This window comes from Vibrio zhanjiangensis, from assembly GCF_030161235.1.
Classification (GTDB): domain Bacteria; phylum Pseudomonadota; class Gammaproteobacteria; order Enterobacterales; family Vibrionaceae; genus Vibrio; species Vibrio zhanjiangensis.
In genome coordinates, this window is sequence record NZ_BSPW01000047.1 from 1 (window position 1) to 18068 (window position 18068).

12 protein-coding genes and 1 pseudogene are annotated in these 18068 nt (G+C 41.8%); 5 read left to right on the forward strand and 8 right to left on the reverse strand.

What is annotated here, in order from left to right; all coding sequences use genetic code 11:
* Positions 1-61: 61 nt before the first annotated feature.
* From QQK21_RS12035 to QQK21_RS12055, 5 genes and pseudogenes are all read right to left on the reverse strand, one after another.
* Positions 62-2428 (reverse strand): annotated as a pseudogene (locus QQK21_RS12035) (DEAD/DEAH box helicase family protein); the annotation flags it as partial.
* Between the two features lie 34 nt (positions 2429-2462).
* On the reverse strand, positions 2463-3629 hold the full coding sequence (locus tag QQK21_RS12040) for a restriction endonuclease subunit S (RefSeq protein WP_284192437.1): 1167 nt from the start codon (positions 3627-3629) through the stop codon (positions 2463-2465).
* Positions 3626-5419 carry a type I restriction-modification system subunit M gene (locus tag QQK21_RS12045; protein ID WP_284192438.1) on the reverse strand — a complete coding sequence of 598 codons (1794 nt, stop codon included), beginning with the start codon at positions 5417-5419 and terminating at the stop codon, positions 3626-3628. The genes QQK21_RS12040 and QQK21_RS12045 overlap by 4 nt, the downstream gene beginning before the upstream one ends.
* Positions 5420-5706: 287 nt before the next feature.
* Positions 5707-5961 carry a bacteriocin immunity protein gene (locus QQK21_RS12050; RefSeq protein WP_284192439.1) on the reverse strand — a complete coding sequence of 85 codons (255 nt, stop codon included), beginning with the start codon at positions 5959-5961 and terminating at the stop codon, positions 5707-5709.
* Between the two features lie 2 nt (positions 5962-5963).
* Positions 5964-8177 carry an S-type pyocin domain-containing protein gene (locus QQK21_RS12055; protein ID WP_284192448.1) on the reverse strand — a complete coding sequence of 738 codons (2214 nt, stop codon included), beginning with the start codon at positions 8175-8177 and terminating at the stop codon, positions 5964-5966.
* A gap of 769 nt (positions 8178-8946) precedes the next feature.
* Between QQK21_RS12055 and QQK21_RS12060 the strand changes: the two genes are divergently transcribed.
* The 3 genes from QQK21_RS12060 to QQK21_RS12070 are packed head-to-tail and all read left to right on the forward strand — an operon-like array spanning position 8947 to position 11453.
* Positions 8947-9345, forward strand: coding sequence for an NUDIX hydrolase (locus QQK21_RS12060; RefSeq protein WP_284192440.1), 399 nt, complete (start codon positions 8947-8949; stop codon positions 9343-9345).
* The gene (locus QQK21_RS12065; RefSeq protein ID WP_284192441.1) at positions 9342-10520 is read left to right on the forward strand and encodes an MFS transporter; all 1179 of its coding nucleotides are present in this window, start codon (positions 9342-9344) and stop codon (positions 10518-10520) included. Before QQK21_RS12060 ends, QQK21_RS12065 begins: the two co-directional genes overlap by 4 nt.
* A 3-nt stretch (positions 10521-10523) precedes the next feature.
* Positions 10524-11453, forward strand: a complete 930-nt coding sequence (locus QQK21_RS12070) for a hypothetical protein (protein ID WP_284192442.1) — start codon at positions 10524-10526, stop codon at positions 11451-11453.
* A 334-nt stretch (positions 11454-11787) separates the two neighbouring features.
* Here the strand turns inward: QQK21_RS12070 and glmS are convergent, their stop codons facing one another.
* The gene (glmS, locus tag QQK21_RS12075) at positions 11788-13617 is read right to left on the reverse strand and encodes a glutamine--fructose-6-phosphate transaminase (isomerizing) (RefSeq protein ID WP_284192443.1); all 1830 of its coding nucleotides are present in this window, start codon (positions 13615-13617) and stop codon (positions 11788-11790) included.
* Positions 13618-13716: 99 nt separating this feature from the next.
* Positions 13717-14478 (reverse strand): DeoR/GlpR family DNA-binding transcription regulator, encoded by a 762-nt coding sequence (locus tag QQK21_RS12080; protein WP_284192444.1) that lies wholly within the window; start codon positions 14476-14478, stop codon positions 13717-13719.
* Between the two features lie 432 nt (positions 14479-14910).
* On the opposite strand from QQK21_RS12080, the gene pykF reads away from it, so the two are divergent.
* Positions 14911-16323, forward strand: a complete 1413-nt coding sequence (pykF, locus tag QQK21_RS12085; RefSeq protein ID WP_284192445.1) for a pyruvate kinase PykF — start codon at positions 14911-14913, stop codon at positions 16321-16323.
* Positions 16324-16490: 167 nt separating this feature from the next.
* A complete protein-coding gene (locus QQK21_RS12090; RefSeq protein ID WP_284192446.1) occupies positions 16491-17150 on the forward strand; it encodes a GntR family transcriptional regulator in 660 nt (219 codons plus the stop codon).
* Between the two features lie 14 nt (positions 17151-17164).
* Here QQK21_RS12090 and QQK21_RS12095 read toward each other — a convergent pair whose 3' ends face one another.
* Positions 17165-17857, reverse strand: a complete 693-nt coding sequence (locus QQK21_RS12095) for an oxidative stress defense protein (protein WP_284192447.1) — start codon at positions 17855-17857, stop codon at positions 17165-17167.
* Positions 17858-18068 lie beyond the last annotated feature (211 nt).

Below are 18068 nucleotides of genomic sequence, written 5' to 3' on the forward strand. Positions count from 1 at the left end.
GTTAACGTAATGACAAAGTCGCTTGGTAATTAAGGTACGACAGAATCGCTTGGTGATCACACTTGTCATCATTTGGCCCAAACAAGCCTTTACACAAACGTGTTCCACGCCCGATCATTTGGGTGAATTTCACTTTTGAGCGAACGACTTTGAAGAACACAAGGTTCACTACTTCTGGTACATCAATACCGGTATCGAGCATATCTACGGAGATTGCAATCCGGCAGGTAGGGTTCTTAGGGTCGAATTCGTCAATCTTGTTTTCGTCGCCACTGAACTCATCGATAAGACTTTGTGCATAAGTCTCTTTGAAGGTGATCACTCGCGCCAACTTACCAGCCCACTTGGGATAGTTCTTATTGAACACTTTCTCAAGGAAAACCGCGTGATCATTGTTGGCTGCAAAGATAATGGTTTTACCAATCACATCACCGCCTTCTACATGAATACCACCATGTTCATTTTTACTCATTAACTGAGCAAACATCTTCTCGGCAGTATCTTCATTAAATAAGAACTTATTGACCTCAGAGGGCAATACTTCATCTCTGTCTTCTAGTTCAGCCTTGTTTTCCCATTCTTCTTGCTCTTGTGGTGATAAATCTTTGTACTTAACGCCTTCACGTAAAAACTTGGTTGCGACAGAAATCTTAGTTGGTGGCACAAGGTAGCCTTGGTCATACGCTTTGTCGTCTTCATAAGCGTAAGTTGGCATGCCTTTTTGCAAGTCAAAAATGCCATACGTATCTTTTTCAACTTCATCTTTTGGTGTGGCGGTTAACCCCACTAAGAAGCCATCAAAATACTCGAAGATTTGGCGGTATTTCGAGTAGACAGAGCGGTGCGCTTCATCGACAACAATCAAATCGAAATGGCCAACACCAAATGGTCGCTCATCTGCGCCGCGATCCAATAGATTTTTCATAGTCGGGTAGGTCGAGAAGTACAAACGACTGTCGATGTTGTGCTTACTCTGGCCGGAATCCAAAATAGAGCAACTAACGCGAGGCAGTAGCTTAACGAAGTTCTTCTTCGCTTGGGTGAGCAGCGCATTACGGTCGGCAAGAAACAGGATGTTCTTAACCCAATCGTTTTTCACTAGCAAATCGACAAGGCTTATCACGGTACGAGTTTTACCCGTGCCCGTGGCCATAACGAATAGCCCTTTGCGCTCATGTTCTAGCTCAAAGTCTTGCAGCAGTTTAGTGATGGCTGACTTTTGATAGTGACGGTTGGTGATCTCGTTGTTAATCACCAAATTATTGTTTGGCTGGCCATTGTCAAAAAAAGACTTTCGGTCGGTGCGACGTTTGACCATAAGCTCAAGTTCGGCTTTGGTATAAAAGCCTTGCACTTGACGCGGTGGGTAAAAATAGTCATCCCACAGATACGTTTCGTAACCATTGGTGTAGAAAATCACTGGCCGCACACCACACTGCTTTTCTAAACAATCTGCATAAAGCTTGGCTTGTTGCTGGCCTTCTTCGGCTCGGCGATGAGTGCATTTTGCTTCTACAACCGCCAGTGCCGTGCCATCATCTCCCCACAGTACATAGTCAACATACCCATTACCTTCAGGGTTCACTTGAGAAATTGGCATACCGGATACAGGATATTCGGTGTCTCGCTTATGCTCTAGCTTCCAACCTGCCTCATTAAGAAGTCCATCAATAATATACTCGCGCGTTTCGGCCTCGTTATAGTCGTGCGTATCCGTGGCTTGTTCAGCGCTTTGCTTGGCCTTTTCTATCTGCTCAAGTAGGGCTAGATTTTCCGCTTTTAGCGCTTCATTTTCTTTTAGCTGCTTAAGGTAAGCTTCACGCTCAACTTTGTCTTTTTTCTCTAACTGCTCTTCTAGCTCTTTCACCCGTTTGATACTGCTTAGCGCTTTGGTCGCTACCGCCGCATCAATTGAGACTTGCTGTGGGATAAGCGTTTCATCAAAAGGCGGAACCACAAACTTACTGCGATCAAACGCTTTGCTTTCATAAGATGGCGTGTAGGTACGAATAAACCAATACAGCACATGGTGCAACTCTTTCACCGCTTGCAGGGCATCACGCTGTGGCAGTGTAGTTTTGCTGTGTACCGCCTCGTTGCCCACCTTAATCACCAGCTTGAGTTTAGGAAATAGATTGGTGGTGAGGTTTTGCTTAAAGCCCTTGTCATGGATGAGTGACATTAAGGTTGCATCATGGCGAGGGCGAGTTAGCCAGTTATCAATGTCAAATACGGTTTCAACCATTAACTCAAGTGCATTACGAGCATAGAAGCCGGCAATACGAGGGTCGGTTTTGATATTGCTTTGTGCATTTTGGGCACGAATTTGAATCTCAGCACAACGCGTGGTGTATACATCGCTGCCACCGTTCAGGGCAACATCCATAAAACTAAAGTTACTGGTTAAACCATTAAGCGTATTTGACATTGAATTTCCTTTTACATCATATTGTTATTATTTTTTATAGATTTAGTTCACCTTTAAAGGCTTTTTGCATTAGGCCATTAAAGAACTCCCTACATTCATGAACCGACCTATTATTATCCATTTTCAATTTGGCTCTTAACGCTAACACCTCTAAATATTTTGCTTGTTGTTCTAGCGGCGGAATGACAACGTCTACTGTTGCTAACTGGCCGGAGCTAATTCGAGTTCTAGTTTGGCCATGTAACTTGTTCTGAATAGTGTGCAATACACTCGGTAAATTTAAGTATTCAACTAGGTAGTGACTGTTAATCACTGAACTATCGACTACGCAGTGCACACAATCTGCTTTATTTATCGCAACAGGTACTGAATCAGGAATAATACAGGCCCTCAGATTAGGTTCGCCCAACGTTGCTATTACAATCTCGCCTGGATAGCATTTAAATTTATGTAAAGTTTCAGCATGCGCTTCAGATACAAACGCTTTATCGGCTTCCTTAAATTCGCCACTCCCTATATTCTTAAGACGAATTACCTGTACCCCAGAGTCAGTGTAATGAGAGGTCTTCAAATTAGAACCAAAAGGTCCATCGTGAAACTTACTAGATATAGACTTTAAACTTTGCTTAATCCACCCCTTCGGGTTCGTCACCGGATCACCAAACATTTCAATAAACACTGACTGAGCGAGGCTGTTTAGTTCTTGCTCCATTTGCTGACAGTCTTTACGCAGTTGGTCGGCTTTTTCTAACACGGCTGCGATTTGCTTTTGGGTTTCTAGTGGGGGAAGTGGGATTTCAAGCGATTCGATTACTTTCTTATTTATTTGAGGAAAGGTCGAACCCGTTGAATTTCGATATAATTCATCTTCAATTGACGCGATAAAATACCATAAGTATTTTGAGTCTAATTTTTCATCATGAGCTCTAAGCCCTGCAACACCCCGTCCGAGGCAATATTCTTTATCCGCCCAGTTCAAATCACCAATCGTAGCTCGAACACAAATTATGATATCGCCTTTTTTACATAACTTTGTAGGTTCAAGTGTTGCTTTCTTTGGCCGAGGAAATACATCGCCATAGTCTGCTGCGCCAGCAATGAGTGGCACACCGCTATCCAGCTCTACATATGTCGAACCTTTAGGCGCAGAACCCATATCGATTTGGCAGACAGTTGATAAATTAACTAGAGGCCAGCTCATTTTAGCAACCCTTCTAAATCAGCTAACCCCTTCACCATACTATTTTGTAGCGTTTTAATGCGCTTCAAAATGTCCTTTGGTGCATCATATTGCACCTCTTCGTACACCACTTCTTTGTAGCGGTTAATGCTGAGATCATAGGCACTTTCTTCGGCTAATACATACTCTTCACCGTCTTGGCCCGTGAATGTGGTGTAGGCTTTTTCTTTGTATTTCTTTGGCTTCTTGCCTTCGTCTATTGCTTTTTGCTCTGCCTCTTTCGCAGCTTGTTCATCACGGGCACGCAAATCAGACAATTTCTCGACTACCTGATCAGCCTTTAGATCGGCCAGTGACACCATAAAGCTCTGTTCACTTTTCTTGCGCTTAAACTCTGGGCTGTCAGCATTAGCGATGCCATTATCGTCAGTAAGTGTATGGAAACGCTGGATGATGTCTGCAATGTTACTTTGTTCGTGGCTTGGCTTTTCGCCTTCTTTGGCTTTTGAAGCGTCAAACAGTGGTGTGCGCTTATCATCTAACGAATAACCATCCGCCTGCATATCGTAAAACCAAACATTATCTGTGCCGCCACTGTTGGTTTTGGTGAAAATAAGAATGGCAGTGCTTACCCCTGCGTAAGGCTTAAATACGCCAGAAGGTAATGAAATAACCGCTTCTAGCTTCTGCTCTTCCACAATCTTTTTACGGATGGTTTTATGCGCTTTGGTTGAACCAAATAACACGCCATCTGGAATGATCACCGCCGCACGGCCACCAACTTTAAGCATGCGAAGAATCAAGGCTAAGAACAGCAATTCGGACTTTTCAGTTGGGCCTTTCTTTTTCACCTCAACTTGAATTTCGTTACCGTTTTCATCTATTTCTGTTTTGTATTTTGGTGCAGCCGCTTTTTTATTCGGCGTTTTACCAAGCGCGCGAAGTAGATCAGAGGCAATAATGTCGAAGTCAACCGATCCTTTAAACGGCGGGTTGGCCAGAATAAGGCTAAAGGCTTCAGAGATGTTGTCATCGCCCATGTCTCTTAGGCTATCACGATAGTGGACACTTGGGTTTTCAATCCCGTGTAGCAGCATGTTCATGGCACCAATGCGCAACATGTGCTTGTCGAAATCGTACCCAGTAAACATACTGGTGTTGAAGTGCTTACGGTTATCTTGCTTGATAACCTCTTTTGCATGGTGCTTTTCAACATATTCCAATGCACCCATTAAGAAACCACACGTGCCTGATGATGGATCACAAATGGTATCACCCACTTTTGGCTGGGTTAGCTCTACCATCATCTCAATGATGTTACGCGGAGTTCGGAACTGACCATTCACGCCAGACTGTTGCAGCTTGCTTAACAGGTACTCGTACAGATCGCCTTTGGTGTCTTTGTCATTCATGTCGATAGCACTGAGTAGCTGCACGACCTGATCAAGTAGCTTGGCCGATGGGATCATAAAAATCGCATCTTTCATGTGCTCGGCAAAGCTACCTTCATTTTGCAGAGTTTTGATTTTAGGGAACACGCGATCGCGAACGATTTCCATCATCACATCGGGATCTTTATCTTTAAAATTGCTCCAGCGAAGGGCTTGCTCTTTAGGTGAAAAGGTTGGCTTGTTTAACGGTAGACCTGTCGCTTGGCTGCGGCGCTCAGCGGTCTTTTGCAGTTCATCTAAACGACGGATAAACAGTAGGTAGGAGATCTGCTCAATCACTGAAATGGGATTAGCGACGCCGCCGGTCCAAAACATTTCCCAAACTTGGTCGATTTGATTACGAATTTTGCCTGTTAGCATGGTGATTCTCTTTGGTAAACCTGTCGCCAAGTAGTTGGCGTATATTGGGTTTATTTTACCGGATCACAGGTATTGAAACACTCAGTTTTTATTAAAATTGGCTAGGCGAAAGTGGATAATTTTCACTCAATGGCGAGGCTTGCATTTTAATAAAGCGTTAATCAATAAATGAGTGGATTTTATTAAATTTGTTTGACTGTGGCAGGCAAGGAGAACAATGGGCAGCAATCGAGCTGCCCATTGTTTTTGTCTCAGTGAAGATATATGTTTACTGTAATTAAAAAGAGTTAACTCTTAAAACAAGGTAACCCCTGAGACAAACGCCATTCTTTGACAATCCTAACAATATTTTCTGGCGTTCCATCTTCAAGGTTCTCAGGGTAATAAATCAGATCTGAACCGTCTGGATGCTCTGTTATAGCGATAAAGTTCTCTAATAATTCATCTTGATATTCATCAGAACCTTCTGCGCTGATAATAATGTTCAGTAGATCCAAAAACTCTAACTCGGTATAATCCTCTAATCTATCATGTAATCTCATCTCTAACCCTTATGAATGTTTATATGGTTTTTAGGTGTATTAACTCTTAAGTTATCAACATTGTAAACATCCCCACCATGTTGAATTTCTTTGAGATGGTGCAACTCAAATGAACGACGGCCACCAACCGTATCTTTGAATCTTGCTCGGGGAGCCTTACCATCTTTCATCCGCTTTATATTCGAAGGAATAAATTGACTAGATAATATAGGATCTTCAGATACCTCTATCCAGAATGTCTTCCTAAAGGCATTAAAGCTGCTGAACTCTTTACCTCTAAGCTTATCCGCAATTTGTGATGGAACTGGTGCCCCTAGCCCTTCGCTGGCTTTCTCCAGCCATATACCGGTGATATCTTCACCGCTCCCAGTGACTACCCCTGGCTCATCACGCGCTGTCTTGCGAAATACCAAATAAAGTGGCGGCAATCCTGAATCCGCAGGGAAAGTCACTAGATATTCAGCGAGATCTTGCTCAGGATAGAGAATTGTACCTATTTCTTGCTGATGTTCTTCAATCGGGCGCACCCAAATATTGTGAACATCGAGCTGATCATTTTCGGGTAATACGGTATCGGGTGTTAGCCTATCCGTTGAGCCATCAGGTGTCCACGTTATACTAATGCCATTATCTAACTGAGCAACAAAATTTTGCCCTTGCTGAACGGCTTCACGCTTTGCGACCAGACCACCATATGGACTGCCTTCACCCGTTTTAATGCCCACAACCTGCTGTTTGCCGTTTTCATCTTGGTACATATTGAAACGTACACGCATGGTCTTGGCGTCACTGGTGGCAAAATCTGAGTTCCCCGTTAAGGTGCTATCTCCCGGCAGAGAAGGCCATAAGGCAGCGACTAAAAAGCCCCCCATCCGCGCAAAACCAGCCAATGCTTCTCCTGAAATTGACCATGTCCCTAGGGTATTACTGGTACTAGAGCTAAGAATACCTAGGTTGGTCGTCGCAGAATTGGCAGGAATCGCGAATAAAGCCGCCTTACCATAATCAGTTGCTTTGGACGCGGTTGTGATTGTAGTTAAGTTGGCAACAGACACTTCTTTGCCAAACAACTTCTCGCTATTGATTGCTTTAAACTGCGTTCCTGAAATCAATAATTCTGAGTAATCGTAATGAGTGTTCGCGGCGCAGTTGTATATGCAAGGTGAGAGAGGCGGCAGCGCGGTTTCTGGTTCAAACGATTGCTCAGGTTTCGCGGCTGGACGCTCAGCGACAGACTGCTTTGGCGCTGCGAGCAATTCTTGGGTATCCAGCTTGATGCCGTGCTCCGAAATCCAGTCATCATTAAGGTTATCTAGCTGTTCTCGCGTAATTTGCTGTTCCAGATAAATCAGGCTTTGATTTTCAACCTCTCGGCCTGCTAGCTTCCAATAGACTAAAATCGCATTTTGCAGGCGGTTGTAGCCCTGTTCTTCATTTAAGTTTTCATGAGTAGAACAGGTGGCGTAGAATGCCCATTTCCCCTCACCAAGCAGCTTATATTCTTGCACTAATCGGTTATTGTGAAAGTGGTAGTAGTAACCTTCGGTAGGCAGGCCTAAACGCTCCCCTAACTGCACAGATGGAACCACTGGGATAAAGGCTTCTTGAACCACACCAGAGCCTATTGGGTTCACTTGAACATTGTCAGGTAGGCTGATACCCATGGAATAATCAGCCACTTTAACCACTAATTTCTTCGGCTCATCAAAGGCCGTGTGAGCAATGTATTTGGTGCCGTTCTCTGTGGTTTCTTTTTGCCAGCGAGCAATCATCGCCTCTTGCTTGGTCTTAGCCAGTTGAAACGCGCAGCCCACACTCTTTTTAAACGTGTCATCGGAGCAAGCGATTTCAAAACAATATTCGTATTTAAGCTTAGGCGGCGCATCAGAAGTGTCCGGTTTGACCGGCTCTGGAACATAAATGTCATCGATGCTTGGTGCATAGGCAGCGCTACTCGAAACTGCTGACCTACCTGCCGCTCCCCTAGACACGTTAGCTCTAGAGAGGAAAGCATTTTTTGCTTCAGGTAATAAGGCTTGTTGCCCTTCAGTGGTTAAGCGCCATGTTTTGCCTGTTCCATCTCTTTGCATCACAGGCTTTGCAGGCGAATCCGTCAATAGCGCCAATTCACCACTTTTGAGCTTATCTTTAAAGTGAGAGAAATTCATCCCATGCGGGACAACAGTGCCGACTGCCTTTTCAGTTAATCTGTCAATGTCCCCTTCGACTTACGCAAACTCATGCGTCATCAGTTCGGTTAGCCGTATTACTCTATAAGTCACAGTTACATCCATACGTCACTTTTTAATGCGGCGTATTCTACCCAATTAATCAGTAATGCAGGATTTACAACCAGTTATTAAAACTGTGAATGACAAACAATGTGACTTTAATCTACTGAAATGACACCAAAAATAACTAATATATCAGTAAATGCACACGCCAGTGCGCCAATTTGTGATTGTTTCAAACACTATGATGGTGTGGTGAGATGGTTCTTCATATCAGTTTCTATACTGATAATTTCAGTGCGCAGGAAAAATTCAGAACATATATTAAAACAACTAACATAAATAGACGCCTCTTATTTTTCATCATCACTAGACTGCGCGGCAATGAAACAACTTACAAGGATTATAACAAGAACACCTATCCATTCTCATTCCATAGACTTTCCTTAACTTATAAATTATGTTTTGTTCGCTAGAACATACGAAAACGCCATTACTAGAGACAATATCTAGTTAAAAAATATAGACAGACTTCTCATCCATACTAAAAAACACAAATTAAAACCAACCATTACACATATTTATAAAGTTAGAAATCAATATTCCATGTGACTCCAGAAATAAATTAACACAGAAGACAAATAACAGATTTAACATTAAAATAAATATTAAATTTATTATTGACATCATGAGAATAAATTATTAAAGTCTCTCGGGAAAATAAAGCCTTATTTTATACGAGAAAGGTACAATAATGAAAAAGTCGGCTGGAATAATTATTAGAGATAAATCTCTTCTTGTGCTTAGAACAAGAGGAAAAGACATATACTTTGCTCCAGGAGGCAAACCTGAAGTAAATGAAAGTATAGAAGACGCTCTAATTAGGGAGTTAAATGAAGAAATTGGTATAAGTATCTCAAAAAGTAACATATCTCCATATGGTGTTTTTTCTGCTCCTGCTGCTGGAAATGAGGATATAGTTTTAACCATGAGTGTTTTTTGGGTTGATGGGCATTGGGAAAATTTATTTCCATGTAATGAGATCGAAGAACTTTTCTGGGTTAACAGTGAAAATATAAATAAAATAACGTTAAGCTCTATATTTTTAAATGAAGTGTTTTATCCCTTAGTTAATCGTGGCTACATTTCATGAATGATATTAACGCAAAAAGGTACTTAGTACTCTCGGTTTTCATAATGACATTTGTTTTCAATGCTTGGAATGTCTTATTGAACAACTTTATCGTTGAAGTTGGTGGTTTTAACGGTTTTGAAACAGGGGGGCTACATAGTTTACGTGAACTGCCAGGTTTATTGGCCTTTTTGGTAATTTACATAACAATTTACATAAAAGAGCAATCGTTTGCGTTAACTTCTCTAGTTGTTCTGTGCCTTGGAGTCGCCATGACCGGCATGTTTGAAAATGTATGGGGAATCTATCTATCTAGTTTGATAATGTCATTAGGGTTTCATTATTTTGAGACCATCAATCAGTCTTTAACCTACCAAAATGTATCTAAAGAAGAATTACCCACGTTTATGGGAGATGTACTTTCTAAACAGGGGTTAGCCAACTTACTAGCTTATTTTTTTGTATTTAGTTTAGTATCTGTTTTAAGTTACAAGTATACATACCTATCAATTGGAATTTCTGGGTTAGTTTTAGTCCTATTTGTTGTATATAAATTTAGAGGAATAAAACTCATTTCTAGACCAAGCTCAAGGAAGATAGTATTAAAGAAAAACTATACTTTATTCTATATTTTAACATTCTTAAAGGGTGCTAGACGTCAAATATTCATCGTATTCGCAAGCTATATGTTAGTGGAAAAGTTCAACCTATCCGTCAATCAAGTATTATCAATATATATGGCAACATACCTTGTGAATTTTTTATTTGCAAGATTAATTGGGAGGATTGTAAATGTTTTAGGTGAACGAAAATCACTGATACTAGAGTACTCTTCTTTATTAATAATATTCATATCCTATGCTTATGTTGAAAATGTATATATATGTATTGCATTATACATAGCTGACCATTTCTTTTTTAGTATGGGAATTGCTCTTAAGAGCTATCTTAAAAAAATAATTCATGATGAAGATATTTCATCTACAGCATCAATTTCTTTCACTATCAATCATATTGGAGCAGTAATATTACCAGTATTATTGGGAGGCATATGGATATCATCATCCTCATTAGTATTTATTATCGGATCGACCCTTGCATTTATATCTGTAATATTCTCACTACTAATACCATCCAATCCTTATATTGGAAATGAAAGTATATTCAGCGATAAATTGGAATTTAAAAGAGGCTAGTAAATGTCAGTTAAAGAATTAACCATTAATTTAGAAGATTATATTGGTGGCGTAGCAATTTGGCCTGCTTATCCAGCAATATTTTCAACTGTGAAATTTGAAGATGACCCAAATTTGAAACCAGGAATACATGTTCATGCTCGTCATTCTAAAGGAGGAAGAAAGGTCATAGATGATACATTTGACTTGGTTAAAATCGAATCGATAGAACAAAATAAAAATAAATCTATATCCTTAGATTATTCTTCTGCAAAAACATTTTTAATTGCAAATCTTCTTGGTAAAAAAATTTCATCAATAAAATGTGATAGTTGCAAATCAACCATTGAAAATAATATTAGCCAAGTGGTAGGAGAAAATGAAGGCGAGTGTATACAATGTGGTTACTTTTTTAATATAAGTAATGACATTTACTCAACTGAGTTGAAAGAAGTATTTAAGAGCTTAACCTCATTAAATGACTACCCAGATCTTAAAATGAAAACTCGTACACTCGACCTAAATCTAGATAAATATTCTGGAGGAATATCTTTAATGACCTGCTGTCGCGCAATAATATGGATAGGCGAAGCAATAGAAGAAGATGGTATTCACGTACACGGTTATGACAATGAGCGTATAAGATTTGACTCTACAGTTGGTAAAGTAGTTATTAATGGCTTAGAAATTCTACCAGAACATATGAAAATGCTCAGTGTTCAAAGATTTTTAGAATTAAGAGTAGAGACAACATATTGTGATGTTTGTGGTAACCCTCATTTTGATAAAAATGAAAATGCTCTCAAGCCAAACTCTAAAAAGCAATGTACATTATGTAGATCATCATCAACAACTCATTTAGTTATTTCAAACCCCATGATCGACATACTATCAAAGTTAAATGAACAATGCTCTCTACCATCGGAAAATAATGTTATACCCCAAACACTATAGAGGCAATATCATCAATAATTTATATTTCAAATGACTTTGAAGCTTAGTAGTTAGCTTTAACCTACTTTGATAACTGGAAACGTGTTACTTGGCAGTATGATGTGGTTACTAGCAGGCATACCTAGTCGGAATAGGTAATATTCCGAGAAAAAGAAAGCTGTGTTTTCTCTTGTGTAAAAAAGCTCCCAATGTAGTATCAGTAATCTAGAGATAATTACAAGTAAACTTACTCTAAAGGGAAACACAGGATTTTTGGTATATAAATGGCAGTGTTTACCTTAGCAGACACTGCCATTTATTGACTGACTACAACCAATACAAGTTGAGCTTACACCTACTCCACTGTCACAGATTTGGCTAGATTACGCGGCTGATCGACATCCGTACCTTTGATCAAGGCGACATAGTACGAAAGTAGCTGTAATGGCAAGGTATACACAATCGGAGCAATAAAAGGATCGCAATGAGGCACGTTGAGCACCTTCATCGTATCATCACTTTCAAATGACGCTTTTGCATCCGCAAATACGTACATCAGGCCTCCGCGCGCACGCACTTCTTCTACATTGGATTTAAGTTTCTCTAATAACTCATTATTTGGCGCAACGACAATCACTGGCATTTCAGCATCAATCAACGCCAATGGACCGTGCTTAAGCTCACCAGCCGCATACGCTTCTGCATGAATGTAGGAAATCTCTTTGAGCTTTAATGCCCCTTCCATGGCAATCGCCGATTGCTCTCCGCGCCCTAAGAATAAAGAGTGATTTTTATCAGCAAAATCTTCAGCAAGTTCTTCAATGGATTCGGCCATCGACAAGGTTTGCTCTAGTTTTGCTGGCAAAGATTGTAGTGCAGACACCAATTGGGCTTCTTTTTCTGCGCCCAGTCCATTGTGGTGACCAATGGCGCCTGCCAGCATGAGCAAACCTGCCAGTTGCACGGTGAAGGCTTTGGTTGAGGCAACGCCGATTTCAGCGCCCGCCTTCATCATATAGGCCATATCGGATTCACGTACTAATGAAGAGCCGGGTACATTACAAATGGTCAAACTCGCCATGTAACCCATTTCTTTAGCAAGACGCAGCGCTGCAAGTGTATCGGCTGTCTCTCCCGACTGAGAAATGGTCACGAGTAAAGAGTTTTCAAACACATGGGATTTTCGATAGCGAAACTCTGAGGCAATCTCAACATTACATGAAACACCAGCCCATTCCTCAAGCCAATAACGTGCCACAAGACCTGCGTGGTAACTGGTACCACAAGCAATAATTTGTACATGTTTTACTTGGCTTAAAAGCGGATGAGCATTGTCTCCAAATGCTGACGCAACCACCTGACCATTGGCAAGCCGTCCCTCCAAGGTTCGTTGAAGCGCCACTGGCTGCTCATGTATCTCTTTTAACATGTAGTGGCGGTATTTGCCTTTGTCACCCGTGTCATGAGAAACCTCGGTTTCTTTCACTTCACGCGTCACACTTTGACCGTCAGCATTGAATACCTTAACTTCCCGACGGGTGATCTCAGCGACATCGCCTTCTTCGAGGAACATGAAACGGCGTGTTACATTCAATAGAGCCAGTTGATCAGAAGCAAGGAAGTTTTCCCCGACGCCAAAACCAATCACAATCGGACTGCCTGAACGTGCAACCACGATACGAGAAGGATCGTTACGATCCATCGCCACGGTGCCGTAGGCTCCTTCTAACTGAGTTGCGGTTTTTTGTACCGCTTCAACTAACGTTTTTGCGCTACGCAACTCCCACTCAACCAGATGGGCAATCACTTCCGTGTCAGTTTGCGATTCAAAAACATAACCACGCGACTTGAGCAATTCACGCAGTTCCTCGTGATTTTCAATAATGCCATTATGAACCACACTAATATCACCGGACATGTGCGGATGAGCATTAACCTCCGAAGGCTCACCATGTGTCGCCCAGCGAGTGTGAGCGATTCCCGTCCCACCCGAGACTTGAGCATCATCAACCGCATCTGCAAGCTCTTGAACCTTGCCAAGCCTTCTAAGACGAACAAGGTTAGATTGAGCATCAACAATTGCAACACCTGCTGAGTCATAACCTCGATACTCAAGACGACGAAGACCTTCGACTAAAATTTCTGCTACATCTCGTTGTGCGACTGCACCGACGATTCCACACATATTACACTCCACTTAATTCATTCTGATCGCCAACCATTAAGCCAGCTTTAAAACGGTATATTGGGGGAACGGCAAACACGCACTGAGCTCCCCCTGATGTTATGCACAAACGACTTTCACGCCTTGAGATTCAATACTTGCCTTTAACTCAGGCGCTAAGTCTTTGTTGGTAATTAAGATATCAACCACATCCCAAGACAACTCTAGATTCGGAATTTTTCGACCAATCTTTTCAGACTCGACCATGACAATGACTTCTCGGGATACCTCAGCCATTACTTTGCTAAGGCCAACCAACTCATTAAAGGTCGTCGTACCGCGCTCAATATCGACACCATCTGCGCCAATAAACAATTGGTCAAAGTCATATGATCGTAGTACTGACTCAGCGACTTGTCCTTGAAAAGACTCAGAATGTGAATCCCAAGTCCCTCCTGTCATTAACAAGGTTGGCTCGCTTTCTAACTCATTTAGGGCATTCGCCACATGCAATGAATTGGTCATCACAACAAGGCCACGCATTCCATCGAGTTGTTTGATTAGGGAAGCGGTGGTACTGCCACTATCAATGACAATACGATTGTGTTCTCGGATTAACTTTACCGCAGCCAAAGCCAACTCAACCTTACGAACCGAAACTTCAGTGTTGAATTCGTCACTGACCACTTCTTTTGGTAAGGCTATCGCACCACCATAGCGGCGTAGAAGCTGACCATTTTTTTCTAAGGAAGCCAAGTCCTTTCTAATTGTGACTTCAGAGGTTTCAAATTGAGCAGAAAGTTCATCAACGCTGACTTCACCTTGCACATTAACCAGCTGAGAAATGGCGTGTCTTCTTACTTGAGTATTTCGCTTCGACATTTAATTCATGCATAAAAGTTTCAAATCGAAACAAATTATAGTCAAGTCGAAAGAAGTAAGTCTATTTATTTTTTGTTCTAAAATAAAAAATAACGCCAAAAGCTTGTCCTAAGACAATTGTTAAGCAGTGATATTGCAATAAATCAGTGGTAGAATTTGCCACCGAAAAGAAAAAAAATTACAGAATTGAACGTTAGTTTTATCTGCCCGTTCGCATAGATTTGGGGATAATCGGGAATTAAGCCCCATTCCCCCCAAGAGTTTGGTCATAAAATGACTAAACATGTTGAAAGACTTTCAGTTCTGAAGTCGATGATGACATTGATGTTCTCTAAACATATAGAAGGCTCCAAATGCCATGTAGGCACCCTCGACTTCAATAGATCAACGAAATTTAAAATTGTAACTATTATTGACCGGAGAATATCTTCCATGAAAAAGACCAAAATCGTATGTACGATTGGCCCTAAAACTGAATCAGTCGAAAAACTCACTGAGCTAGTCAATGCAGGGATGAATGTCATGCGCCTAAATTTCTCTCACGGAGATTATCAAGAGCATGGCACTCGCATTGAAAACTTCCGCAAAGTAATGGAAAAATCCGGTAAGCAACTGGCCATCTTGCTTGACACCAAAGGACCAGAAATCCGCACGATAAAATTAGAAGGTGGCAACGATGTGGATTTAACCGCAGGCCAAGAGTTCACTTTTACAACGGACACTTCAGTGGTGGGCAACAAACAAAAAGTGGCCGTCACATACTCAGGTTTTGCTGCCGATCTTAATGTGGGCAATACCATCTTGGTCGATGATGGCTTGATCGAAATGGAAGTGGTCGCGACAACTGACACTGAGGTTAAGTGTAAAGTACTTAACAATGGCGCTTTAGGTGAGAACAAAGGTGTTAACTTACCGGGCGTTTCAGTCAACCTGCCAGCACTTTCAGAAAAAGATAAGAACGACCTTAAATTCGGTTGTGAGCAAGGTGTCGATTTCGTGGCGGCTTCATTCATTCGTAAAGCGTCTGATGTGAAAGAGATTCGCGCAGTATTGGCCGAGCATGGCGGAGAAGATATCCACATTATTTCTAAGATTGAAAACCAAGAAGGTGTCGATAACTTTGATGACATCCTTGAACAATCTGATGGCATCATGGTTGCCCGTGGTGATTTGGGCGTTGAGATCCCTGCAGAAGAAGTCATTTTTGCGCAAAAGATGATGATCGAAAAATGTAACCGCGCTCGTAAGATGGTGATCACTGCGACGCAAATGTTGGATTCCATGATCCACAATCCACGTCCAACTCGCGCAGAAGCTGGAGACGTAGCCAATGCGGTAATGGATGGCACTGATGCTGTAATGCTATCTGGTGAAACGGCAAAAGGAAAATACCCTGTTGAAGCGGTAACAATTATGGCTCAAATCGCAAACCGCACTGATGCCGCTCTCAAAGCTGAACTAGGCTCTCGCTTAGACAGCCCTCGCCTTCGTATTACCGAAGCCGTATGTAAAGGCGCAGTAGATACCGCAGAGAAGCTTGCCGCGCCACTCATTGTGGTTGCAACAGAAGGGGGCAAATCCGCCCGTTCAGTTCGTAAGTACTTTCCAACAGCCAATATTTTAGCCTTAACCAATAACCCTAAGACTGCCGCTCAATTAGTGTTAACTAAAGGTGTGCAACCTATCTTGGTTGATTCAATTAGCAGCACTGACGCTTTCTATATTTTGGGTAAAGAGCTGGCTCTTGAGTCAGGTCTCGGTAACAAAGGGGACATAGTGGTCATGGTCTCAGGTGCTTTAGTCGCATCTGGCACAACAAATACGGCCTCAGTGCACGTTTTGTAATGATTAACTTCATACTTATTATCGTTAAAAGAGGGCTCTAGCCCTCTTTTTTATTCCCCGCTCTTGTTCCTCTAATCAGTACGCTGTATTATCGCGCGAAGTATTGCATGCTGTTAAATTTATTATATTTTTCATAGTGTTGTATCTATGTACATAAGGATAGGAACGTGTCTAGCCCAACCTTGACTGATAAAGTCTCGAAAATGATCTATCAAGACATTTTGAGCGGAGAATTCAAACCCTGTCAAAAACTGGTAGTTGCCGATCTAAAGCGCCGATATGATGTTGGCGCTTCACCGATTAGAGAAGCATTGGTTCAGCTTTCATGGACCAAATACGTGAGCATTGAACCCCAAAAAGGCTGCTGGGTTTCCCCTGTGTGTATTGATGAACTCGCGGACCTCTACGATAGCCTGCGCACCATAGCATCGGTGCTACTCAAAAAATCCATTCGCTTAGGTGGGGAAGAGTGGGAGCTGGATGTTCTGACCTCTTATCACAAGCTATCGCGTATTAGCTTAAATGATGAAAATTTTGATTGGCAGCGATGGGAAGAGCGTCAGCATCAATTCCATATTGCTTTGTTGGAAGGCTCAAAATCTCCTAACATGTTTGGTTTTTTCCACGATTTAATCAATCAAATCAAACGTTATCGTTATTTTGCTCGCAATAACGGTCTTGATACTCGTCAGCTCGAAATCAACGAATATGAAAAAATTCTTGATCTCGTTATGGCAAAAGAAACGGAACAGGCAGCGGAGTATTTCGATCGCCACCTATACCGTTCAATGGAGCAAATCCAAACGACCATTGAGAACGCCGCCTAGTGACTCAGTGCGCCTTAATCCAGCTTGTAGATCACATCCACGCGATCACGAATCACAATGGTAGAGTCTTGATAAGTATTGGATTCAGCTCTGCTGTCCATCGCCATAGAACGCATCAATACAGGCTGGTTGTTCGGCACATTATAGTCAATACGCCAAACCCCCTTGACCGTTTTACCAAAACCGGATGCGAGTGACTTCGCTTTCGCATTGGCATCTTTGATTGCTGCCTGCCTTGCCTGTTCTTGATATTTCGCCTGCTCTTTTACTTTGAGCTGTACATTTTGAACCTGATTAATGCCTGAGCTCAAAGCAATATCGAGATATTGATTGAGATCCGCCAATTCATTAACGGTTACGTTAACGGTACGAGAAGCTTGATAACCGACCAATTCAGGCTGACCACTTTTGGGATAATGATATTGAGGTGCAATATAAAGGTTAGAACTGCTGACATTGTCATCATCAACCCCTTGGTCCTTCAACTGAGCCAAAAAGTCAGTCACGACTTTATCAACGGTTTGCTTAGCCTGCTCCGCCGTCATAGTTGTTTCCACAATACGCGCGGTAAACTCCGCCATATCTGGCGTCGCCGTGACCTCACCATAACCTGTAGTTTGCAAATGGGGAAAGTCCGGCGAATTTGCATAAACACCTAGACTGACAAGATATGAAGTAACGACAAGCAGACGAGAGATCATCTTCATTATTATTTTCCTTAATTAACTCGTTTCATACAACATCATAGCGTGTAGATATGAGTTGGGGAGCCCTATCTCAGGTTCTGACAAAACTTTGACTCAATACTCTAACTCGGGTTGGTCAACTTATTAGTCTGACAAATCATGGTCAGCCTTGTGATCACCAAGCGATTCTGTCGTACCTTAATTACCAAGCGACTTTGTCATTACGTTAACT

What these genes read in the sequence shown, in the direction of transcription:
- QQK21_RS12040 (WP_284192437.1), bottom strand. Translation starts at nt 3,629, where the DNA reads ATGAGCTGGCCTCTAGTTAATTTATCAACTGTCTGCCAAATCGATATG.
- QQK21_RS12045 (WP_284192438.1), bottom strand. Translation starts at nt 5,419, where the DNA reads ATGCTAACAGGCAAAATTCGTAATCAAATCGACCAAGTTTGGGAAATG.
- QQK21_RS12050 (WP_284192439.1), bottom strand. Translation starts at nt 5,961, where the DNA reads ATGAGATTACATGATAGATTAGAGGATTATACCGAGTTAGAGTTTTTG.
- QQK21_RS12060 (WP_284192440.1), top strand. Translation starts at nt 8,947, where the DNA reads ATGAAAAAGTCGGCTGGAATAATTATTAGAGATAAATCTCTTCTTGTG.
- QQK21_RS12065 (WP_284192441.1), top strand. Translation starts at nt 9,342, where the DNA reads ATGAATGATATTAACGCAAAAAGGTACTTAGTACTCTCGGTTTTCATA.
- QQK21_RS12070 (WP_284192442.1), top strand. Translation starts at nt 10,524, where the DNA reads ATGTCAGTTAAAGAATTAACCATTAATTTAGAAGATTATATTGGTGGC.
- glmS (WP_284192443.1), bottom strand. Translation starts at nt 13,617, where the DNA reads ATGTGTGGAATCGTCGGTGCAGTCGCACAACGAGATGTAGCAGAAATT.
- QQK21_RS12080 (WP_284192444.1), bottom strand. Translation starts at nt 14,478, where the DNA reads ATGTCGAAGCGAAATACTCAAGTAAGAAGACACGCCATTTCTCAGCTG.
- pykF (WP_284192445.1), top strand. Translation starts at nt 14,911, where the DNA reads ATGAAAAAGACCAAAATCGTATGTACGATTGGCCCTAAAACTGAATCA.
- QQK21_RS12095 (WP_284192447.1), bottom strand. Translation starts at nt 17,857, where the DNA reads ATGAAGATGATCTCTCGTCTGCTTGTCGTTACTTCATATCTTGTCAGT.